The sequence below is a fragment of the Cupriavidus pauculus genome (genome assembly GCF_002858765.1).
Taxonomy (GTDB): Bacteria; Pseudomonadota; Gammaproteobacteria; order Burkholderiales; family Burkholderiaceae; genus Cupriavidus; species Cupriavidus pauculus_B.
In genome coordinates, this window is the sequence record NZ_PJRP01000027.1 from 29,445 (window position 1) to 38,546 (window position 9,102).

The following is a 9,102-nucleotide window of genomic DNA, read 5'->3' on the forward strand; positions in this document are numbered from 1 at the left end:
GCGGTGATCGTCGGCATCGTCTGGGGCACGATTCTGGCAATGATGCGCCTGTCGTCCAGCAAGCCGCTGAACTGGTTTGCGCAGGCGTACGTGACGCTGTTCCGGTCCATCCCGCTGGTGATGGTGCTGTTGTGGTTCTTCCTGATCATCCCGCAGTTGCTGCAGAAGGTGTTCAACCTGAACGCGGCTTCGGACCTTCGCATGACTTCCGCGCTGATCGCGTTCTCGCTGTTCGAGGCCGCGTACTACTCGGAAATCATCCGCGCCGGTATCCAGAGCGTGTCGCGCGGGCAGATGTTTGCCGCGCAGGCGCTGGGCATGACCTATGGCCAGACCATGCGGCTGGTGGTGCTGCCGCAGGCGTTCCGCAACATGGTGCCGCTGCTGCTGACGCAGGGCATCATCCTGTTCCAGGATACGTCGCTGGTGTACGTGAGCGCGCTGGCGGACTTCTTCGGCCAGGCCTACGGCATTGGCGAGCGTGATGGCCGCATCGTGGAGATGCTGCTGTTCGCCGGCCTCGTGTACTTCATCATTTGTTTCTCCGCTTCGCTGCTGGTCAAGCGTTATCAGAAAAAGGTGGCCGTATGATCGAAATTAATAACGTTTCCAAGTGGTACGGCGCCTTCCAGGTGCTGACGGACTGCACGACGCAGGTCGCAAAGGGCGAAGTGGTGGTGGTGTGCGGCCCGTCGGGTTCGGGCAAGTCCACGCTGATCAAGACCGTGAACGCGCTGGAGCCGTTCCAGAAGGGCGACATCCTGGTGGATGGCACGTCGGTGGGCAATCCGAAGACCAACCTGCCCAAGCTGCGCTCGCGCGTGGGCATGGTGTTCCAGAACTTCGAGCTGTTCCCGCACCTGTCGATCACCGAGAACCTGACCATCGCCCAGATGAAGGTGCTGGGCCGCTCGAAGGAAGAGGCCACCGCCAAGGGCCTGAAGTACCTGGAGCGCGTGGGCCTGAAGAGCCAGGCGGCCAAGTATCCGGGTCAGCTGTCGGGTGGCCAGCAGCAGCGCGTGGCCATCGCCCGCGCGCTGTCGATGGATCCGATCTGCATGCTGTTCGATGAACCGACGTCGGCGCTTGACCCCGAAATGGTCAACGAAGTGCTGGACGTGATGGTGCAGTTGGCGCAGGAAGGCATGACCATGATGTGCGTGACCCACGAAATGGGCTTCGCCCGCAAGGTGGCCAACCGCGTAATCTTCATGGACGCCGGCAAGATCGTCGAGGACTGCGCGAAGGAGGAATTCTTCGGCAACATCGACGCACGCTCGGACCGCGCCAAGCAATTCCTGTCGAAGATTTTGGCTCACTAACAGAGTCGCCCGGCCGGTAAGCCGTAGGGCCGCGGTATTAGGTGCAAGGTACGCCGCACATAACGGCCCTGCCCGTGGCAAGCGCGCTCAAACGCCAACCTCTAGAACTTCTTCATCACGCCGCCCTGCCGTGATGTTTCGTCGGCCCCGCACAACTTCGGTAGTGTGGGGTTTTTTTTCGTCGCATGGGTTCGATGCCGGCGACATCGGCTGAAGGCATCGCCCCAGATTGCGCTGTACACCGAACATCGACTTCTCATTGCCCAGGGACACACCAACTCGTAGTTTGGCCGCGGGAAACCTGTGCCGTGCATAGGGGTCTGTTGAGCATCGTCGAGGGAGAGTCATCCTCTTACTGCGGTAGCTGCGCTGCTCTATGAGTACCTTCTTACCTCCGAAGAACGGTCAGGTAGCGAACAACGGTAATCACCGTAGTTTGGCGTTAGCAGGAGAAGGCGGAAGCGGGGTGCTGAGGCCGTGCCAGACTAGCATCGACGGCCTTTCTTCGCATGCTGGCACGACGTCGGTAACTGTCTGGCAATGTGTGACGAGACGCGGAGGCGATCCAGCAAGCCGTATTGCAGCCAGGTCCAGGAGGAGCGCAACGGTGGATGTGCTTCCCCAGAGGTTTGGTTCAATGCAGACCGTACGAATCGAGGGTCGCCTGAAGTCCAAGTAGCTCGACCATTGTCGCACCTTGTTCGAGCTTTTTCCGCATGCCGGCCTCCTTCTCCTCTCGCGCTTCGCTGGCGTCGATGATCGATTGGAGTTCCTCTGCGGCTACTACGACAAGCCCATCGCGGTCGCCAATGATGATGTCGCCGGGATTGATGGGTGCGCCGCCGATCACGACCGGCACGTTCAGCCGTCCGGGCTGTACTTTGTTGGTGCCGCGGATGCAGAGGCCTCGGCAGAATACCGGGAAGCCCATTTCTACGATGTTTGTCGCATCGCGAACGGCGCCGTCGATAACAAGCCCCGCAATGCCGATTTTCTGGGCAGCGAACGTCAGCACGTCACCCCATGGGCCGGCGTTGACAAATTGCTTGGCATCGACCACGAGCACATCTCCCGCTCGCGCCTTCGTCAGCGCATAGTGAATCATCAGGTTGTCACCAGGCCGGATGTCGAGGGTCAGTGCGGGACCGGCGACACGCATCGAGGGGTCCAGAGGCGCAATGGCGGAATCTACTGCGCCGCGCTGGCCCTGAGCCTCGTGAATGGTGGCGGTGCCTAGACGCAAAAGGCGGCCGAGCTGGTCTGCGGTTGCGGGGTGAGTCATTTCAATAGATTCCGAATGAGTTGATGTTCAATCGACCTTCGCGCCTGACCGCTTGACGAGCGATTCCCAGTACGGCATTTCTTTGGTGATGAAGGCTCGGAACTGAGCAGGCGTGCCATGAACATCCCCCGAGCCCAAATCGCTTAGCTTCGATGCGATGTCGGGTTCGGCGAGGACGGCGTTGAGTTCTGCGTTCAGCCTTTGAGTAAGCGGGGCAGGTGTCTCAGAGGGAACGAACAGGCCGTACCAGTTCTCTATGACGAAGCCAGGGAATCCTGCTTCTTGCATCGTCGGGACGTCGGGCAGCGTCTTCGCGCGTTTTGCTCCCGTGGTAGCGAGCAGTCGAAGCTTCCCGGACTTGACGTGAGGAGCAATAGCAGTCGTTGTTTCGAATGCAATCGGTACTTGGCCCGCGATGACGTCGCTGAGCGCCGGACCTTGACCCCGATAGGGAACGTGCACCATGTCGAGCTGGCGCTCGAGCTTCAGCATTTCGCCTGCGAGATGCTGCGGACTACCGCTGCCCCCGGAGGCATAGCTGTATTTTCCGGGCGCGGCCTTGGTGAGGTCGACTAGTTGTCCCACATTCTTCACGGGAAGCGATGCATTGACGTAGAGTACAAGGGGAACCGAGGCCACTTCGCCCACCGGAGCCAGCGCCTGAGTCGGGTCGAGCTTCAGCTTGTATAAGTTCCGGTTGATGACAATCCCGGTATTGTTTCCGAGTAGCGCCGTGCAACCGTCCGGCTTGGCACGCGAGACAAACTCGGTGCCGATATTGCTGCTTGCACCGCCCTTGTTGTCGACGATTACCGTAACACCAAGCCGCTTGGACAACCCAGGCGACACGATGCGCGCCAGGATGTCCGTCGTGCCACCGGGAGGGTAAGGCGACACGAGACGAAGGGTCTGGCAGGGATAGGATTCAGCAGCCGCGGCCGTTCCAGAAATGAGTGCGCAGGCCACGGTAGCAGTCGCCAGCGCGGTCACGTGGTACATCTTCCTGTTCATGTTGTCTCCGTTATCTTTTTGTGTGCGTGGCGCTTAGTGGCCAGTGCGTTGTAGCGTGTGGTATCCGAACTGACGTCGCGCCTCGCCCAGCGAGGCCCCGGCTAATGCCGCTTCGAGAATCTTTCCTTCTACCTCGCGGGTGCGAATCGCGCGCTCAAACACCTCTGCCGCACGCGCTGCCGGTATAACCACCACGCCGTCAGCGTCTGCAACGATGTAGTCGCGGGGCTTCACCCGCACATCGCCCAGGCTGACGACTGCGCCGACGGTGCTGACCTGGACGCGGTCTTTGCCGGTCCGCATGAAGCGGCCCCGTGCGTAGAGTGGGTAGTTTGCCTTTTGGGCTTCTTCAGTGTCGCGACAGACGCCGTTGATGACGGTGCCGGCGATGCCACGGTGAGCCGCGATTTGGCTCATGATGCCGCCCCATACGGTGCAGTCGACGCGGCCCGAGTTGTCGAGGACCGCAACTGCGCCTTCCGGAATGTCATCCAGGTAGTCGCCGACGGTACCAGGCGTGGCGGTGTCGACGGGCACAAAGGCGACCGTGAAGGCTTGGCCAAAGATGCGCGGCTCACCTGCCTGCAGGCCAATGCCGAGTGCGCTGCCGGGCAGTTTTAAGTAGTCCAGCGCGTCCGAAATTTCTGCCGTGCTTAGAGCACCTGCTGCGTCCAGCAGACTTTTCGAGAGGGTCGAGGCACCGTCCATTTCATAACTCCATGTGTGTGCGATGGAGTTTCGAGTAAAGTTATCTCTGAATCAAACACCGAAAATTGGACATAGATTCAGAAAAAATGAACTTGAAGCAGCTGAGGTACTTCTGCGAGGTGGTCGATGCTGGAAGCGCTGTAAGTGCGGCCGGTCGCCTGTTTGTCGCTCCCACCGCAATCAGCATGCAGATTGCGCAGCTGGAATCGCACTTGGGCGCGCCGGTGTTCGACCGGTCGAATCGGCCGATGACGCTAACGTCCACAGGAAAATTTCTGTATCCGAGGGCGAAGGAATTGCTGTCCCAAATGCGCCAGCTCGATGAGGAGGCAAGGGCGGTCGCCGCTGGCAACTTGGGCTGGCTTGGAATCGGCTTCACCAGGTCCACAATCTTCTCGCTGGTCCCCGAAGCAGTGCGCCACTTCAGGGAAAAGCTTCCCGGTATCGAATTGGACCTGCTTGAGCAACTGTCCGAACACCAGCCCGAATTGCTGCGCAGTGGCCGAATTGATGTTGGCGTATCGCGCTTCGTTGGGGAGTTCGAAAAGGCCAGCGGCCTTACTTACACGGAGTTGTTTGACGACCCTTTTGTCGCAGCAGTTCCAATTCGTTCGCCGTTAGCTAAGCGCAAAGCGGTCAGAGCCGCCGAGCTTGATGTGCTGGCGCTCATTCGGTACCCGAAAGACCCGCTTAGCCGGTACGCCAATCAGATGGTGGATGCGCTTCGTCAGGCGGGAGGGAGTGCTCGGCCGGGTCCCGAAGCCATCGAAATCCATACGGCGCTCGGCCTTGTAGCCGCGGGACTTGGATTTACGGTGGTGGGAGCTTCGGTTGCCGCGATGAACAGGCGAGACGTGGCATTCGTTCGCATTTCAAATCTGCAGACCAAAGCGACCGTGGTGGCCGTCACACGAGCGGACGAGGTGAGTCCGGCGGTGGAAGAGTTCGTCGCTGCGCTGGCGCTTGCGGGTCCTCGTTCATGATGAACTGCTGAGGCCGACGGGGTGCCAGCCGAGCTTTCTATGCGCTGTAAGTGGGCGCATAACCACCGCCCACATGCTAAAGGCCGTCGCTTGCGACGCTGCAGCAAGCAATCGGTGTCTGTCTGACAGGGCATACCCGAATACGGAGGGACCCGTCGGCCATAGTTTTGTGGAATCGATAGATACATCTAAATAATCAATTTATCGCGGAAATTGGCCACGCCTACACTCCTCACGCCAGCGCATGACTGGCCTTTGCTTGAACGCAACGAATACATGGAGGAGACAAATGAGTTGTGACCGGAAGCTCCGGATTGGCTTGGCGTGGCCCGTGCTTGCGTTAGCGTGTACGGGTTGGATGCATGCTTGCGGTGGAGACGATTCGTCATCGTCATCAACAACCCCACCTGCTACGACAACATCACCAACAAACACGGTGTTCTCGTGTGACTCCATGTCGCTCAGTCAGGTGAAGTTGGACAGCGCGTCAGTAACGAATGCGACGGCGATTCCCGCGAGCAGCTTCACACCGCCCGGCGCCAGCACAGCCCTCTCTGGACTGCCGGCGTTCTGCAGGATTCAAGCGAAAGCGAATCCGACGTCAGACTCCCTTATTAACTTCGAAGTGTGGGTACCCACCGATGGCTCGTGGAACGGCAAGCTCGTAACCACGGGCAACGGCGGCTACAGTCCAGCGCTAAGCTACGGTGACATGGCCTACGCAATGCGGCAAGGCTATGCTGTCATCGGCGGCGACACTGGGCACCAGTCGACCGACCCGAACGAGATGTTCTGGGGTGTCGGTCACCCCGACAAGATTGCAGACTGGGGCACGCGCTCGATTCACGCGATTACAGCTCCAGGTAAGACGCTGATTGCATCGTTGCAATCGAAGGCGCCGTCTCGCGCCTACTACTATGGCTGCTCCACAGGCGGCCACCAGGGCTACGCTGAAATCCAGCAATACCCTCAGGACTTTGATGGCGTCATTGCTGGCGCGCCTGGCAACAACCGCATCCGTCTGAATGTGGAGTTCATGCATCGATTCCTGAGCAATCGCACGCCCGGCAACAACGCGACGCTGATTCTCCCGGCATCGAAAATGGGGATGGTCACAAGCGCTGCGGTGGCTGCATGTGACAGCTTGGATGGTGTCACGGATGGCGCGATGGAAGACCCGCGCGTATGCACGACTGCGCAATTCAATGTCGACAGCCTGCTGTGTACTGGTGTGGACGGCCCGAACTGCCTCACTCAGCCACAAATCGACGTGGTCAAGAAGATTTACGCTGGCCCGAAGAATCCGCGCACCGGCGAGCAACTCTATCCTGGCCTGACCGTGGGAAGCGAAGCTGGCTGGTCTAGCTACTGGGGCGTGTCGGAACCCACGCGCGCTGATTTCTGGCGGCTTTGGGTGTTCGACAACCCGCGGTGGGACTGGTGGACCTTTGACTACGACCGTGACGTGACCTATGCCGACGCGAAGGTCGGAAAACTCGTGGACCAACGCAATCCGGATATCAGTGCGTTCAAGGCGCGAGGCGGCAAGGCCATTGTCTACCAAGGCTGGGCAGACCCAGTGGTCAATCCGCAGGACACCATCGCCTACTACAACGCGGTCCAGACCTTGCAAGGCTCACAGAAGGAAATGGATAGCTTCTTCCGTTTGTTCCTGGTTCCGAGCATGGGGCATTGTGGCGGCGGCAGTAGTGCTACGGTGTTCGGCAATGCCGGGACCGCTTCGCCAACAATCGATGCTACGCACGATGTGCTGAGAGCGTTGGACAACTGGGTCGACAAGGGCGTCGCGCCGGACAACATCGTCGCATCGAAGGTAGCCAATGGTGCTGCCACCCGGACGCGACCGCTGTGCCCGTATCCTCGGAAGGCCATCTACAAGGGAAGTGGCAGTACAGATGACGCCGCCAACTTTACCTGCGGGTGACGAATCTGTCTGACGAGTCAGACGAATACCCACAGCGGGCGTAGAAGGCAGTCCATAGATTCAGCTGGCGCGCGGCAATGTCGCGTACAGCTTCGCCCTAAATCCGTCAAAGCCCGTTCACTCCAGTGGCGGGCTCCTAGTGGCCGCCCCCCCTTCTGTGTAATTTACGTCCGCTACCCACACAAGGCAGATCGTGGAAAGAGGCGAGCAGCGGGAGTGTTGCCGCTCGCCTATAAAAACGCTGTAGCGGGGTGTGCTCAGCGATAGTCCTTACTAACGTCGTGTCGCCGCGAAACTTGATGTCGGTGGGCGTATAAGTAAAGCAGACTGTGTGCTGGGTTGATGGCCGTCAAGTTTTTGACCGCGTCGCTCTACCGTTTTGGGGCGAATCTCGGTGTCGGCATCAGGAATCCAGGCAACTAGCCATGCGGATTGCGCTGTCTTCCAGTTGCGATTGCCGTGTCTGATCATCCGCCGGCCTGCGTTGGGCACCACAATCAGCAACGTCGCGATTGAAGTCGCCGTCGTCTCTTACCTCAGTCGACGGTGGAGGTGCCAAGCGAATGTAGACGGCGCGCGAAGCGATCGCCGCCAAGACTATCAGCGAGATGGCGAAAAGCATTTGGGCGAAGAGCTTGGTCCAGTTCCGCACGGCCTTCAGTTCTCAGAGATGCTGCGACAAAGGATACTCAAACTGCGATGTGGGCATGTTGCGTCGACGACACATGCTCGCGGCAACCCAGGCTAGCATCAGAGCGAATCGTCGCTGCTAACCGGCTCTGCGCGGTACACCGACCAGAAGTAGTGGGAGTGCCGGTGGTGTCTGGCCTGCTTTCTCTCCGCAAAGAAGCGCACACGGCCAGCTGGGCCGGCATCTAGCTCGATTTCCAAATGCTCATCCGTCGCCGCGCCGGCAGGGGGAAGTCGATTCGTCGCTTCAGCAACGTACTGACCCTGGATACGTCCGAGTATCCCGTTTGCTCCAGTGGCCGCTGGTTGTCCCGATACTTCTTCGGGCAGATGGCACTTCGCGGCCAGGTGTCAACGCCAATCGAAATTTGCACGTTTGGGGCGGCCGAAACTTGCAGAGAGCCAAGCCAATGTTCCTGCACTCATTGTGCGGCACAGCATTGACGGATACCCCTGTAGGGCGGTGGTGCTGGCCTGAAGCGCCAGACTTTTGAGCAGCGTGTTGCCGGTCAAAAGCCTTACAACGGTCATTGAAGATCCGGCGTCGGGATCCGGCCAGTTTCCGCCGTTCGCCAAGGCCCTGCGAATTGCTGGCGAGCGGACGGTCGACTCGCTAACATTGCGTTCTGCCTGCTGCGAAGACACAACATGCTCTCGATCAATCGGTTAACTGTCCTTCCACCACAAATAGATGATCTGGAGCGCGAGGCTTCAGCGCAAGGGTTCAATTTTGTTGGGCGCTTGATCGACGAGTGGCGCGCCGGAACCAACAGGTTCGACAAGCCTGGCGAGTGTCTCTTCGGGATCATTGACAACGAAACCCTCGTAGGAATCGGAGGTTTGAACGTTGACCCGTACGTCATGGACGGCTTTACAGCGCGACTGCGTCGTCTCTATGTTGCAAAGGTCTTTCGGCGTCGCGGCATAGGTGAAGCCCTCGTTCTTGAGCTTCTTCAGCATGCATCGCTACATTTCCGTCAAGTCCGGCTTTCAACCGATACTGAATCCGCCGCTGCCTTCTATTCTCGACTGGGTTTTAGGGCGATCGAAGATGAAACGGCCACCCATGTCAAAGTGCTGTGCTGCTGATGACCGGATGGCTCTTATGGGTCGATCAGGGACGACCGCCGTTGCAGACCTGGTATCCGACTGAGAACGGCC

At 59.3% G+C, this 9,102-nt stretch carries 8 protein-coding genes; 5 read left to right on the forward strand and 3 right to left on the reverse strand.

Annotation, left to right across the window (positions count from 1 at the left end; all coding sequences use genetic code 11):
* Both CYJ10_RS32130 and CYJ10_RS32135 read left to right on the forward strand, forming a co-directional pair.
* Positions 1-591, forward strand: a 591-nt coding sequence (locus tag CYJ10_RS32130; RefSeq protein ID WP_101680403.1) for an ABC transporter permease subunit, incomplete at its 5' end; no start/stop codon positions are given.
* Complete coding sequence (locus tag CYJ10_RS32135; protein ID WP_101685485.1) at positions 588-1,322, forward strand: amino acid ABC transporter ATP-binding protein; 735 nt, start codon at positions 588-590, stop codon at positions 1,320-1,322. The genes CYJ10_RS32130 and CYJ10_RS32135, both read left to right, overlap by 4 nt.
* 634 nt (positions 1,323-1,956) lie before the next feature.
* Here CYJ10_RS32135 and CYJ10_RS32140 read toward each other — a convergent pair.
* From CYJ10_RS32140 to CYJ10_RS32150, 3 genes are read right to left on the reverse strand one after another with little or no spacing between them, the layout of a single operon-like run.
* On the reverse strand, positions 1,957-2,604 hold the full coding sequence (locus CYJ10_RS32140) for a 4-carboxy-4-hydroxy-2-oxoadipate aldolase/oxaloacetate decarboxylase (protein ID WP_180863135.1): 648 nt from the start codon (positions 2,602-2,604) through the stop codon (positions 1,957-1,959).
* A 27-nt stretch (positions 2,605-2,631) separates the two neighbouring features.
* A complete protein-coding gene (locus tag CYJ10_RS32145) occupies positions 2,632-3,615 on the reverse strand; it encodes a Bug family tripartite tricarboxylate transporter substrate binding protein (protein WP_257993631.1) in 984 nt (327 codons plus the stop codon).
* A gap of 33 nt (positions 3,616-3,648) precedes the next feature.
* A complete protein-coding gene (locus CYJ10_RS32150) occupies positions 3,649-4,323 on the reverse strand; it encodes an RraA family protein (RefSeq protein WP_101685487.1) in 675 nt (224 codons plus the stop codon).
* A gap of 86 nt (positions 4,324-4,409) precedes the next feature.
* Between CYJ10_RS32150 and CYJ10_RS32155 the strand changes: the two genes are divergently transcribed.
* The 3 genes from CYJ10_RS32155 to CYJ10_RS32175 all read left to right on the forward strand — a co-directional run bounded on the left by CYJ10_RS32155 (position 4,410) and on the right by CYJ10_RS32175 (position 9,030).
* The gene (locus CYJ10_RS32155) at positions 4,410-5,306 is read left to right on the forward strand and encodes a LysR family transcriptional regulator (RefSeq protein WP_101685488.1); all 897 of its coding nucleotides are present in this window, start codon (positions 4,410-4,412) and stop codon (positions 5,304-5,306) included.
* A gap of 454 nt (positions 5,307-5,760) precedes the next feature.
* Positions 5,761-7,251, forward strand: coding sequence for a tannase/feruloyl esterase family alpha/beta hydrolase (locus CYJ10_RS32160; RefSeq protein WP_180863136.1), 1,491 nt, complete (start codon positions 5,761-5,763; stop codon positions 7,249-7,251).
* Between the two features lie 1,338 nt (positions 7,252-8,589).
* Positions 8,590-9,030 (forward strand): GNAT family N-acetyltransferase, encoded by a 441-nt coding sequence (locus CYJ10_RS32175; protein ID WP_101680350.1) that lies wholly within the window; start codon positions 8,590-8,592, stop codon positions 9,028-9,030.
* Positions 9,031-9,102: the final 72 nt, after the last annotated feature.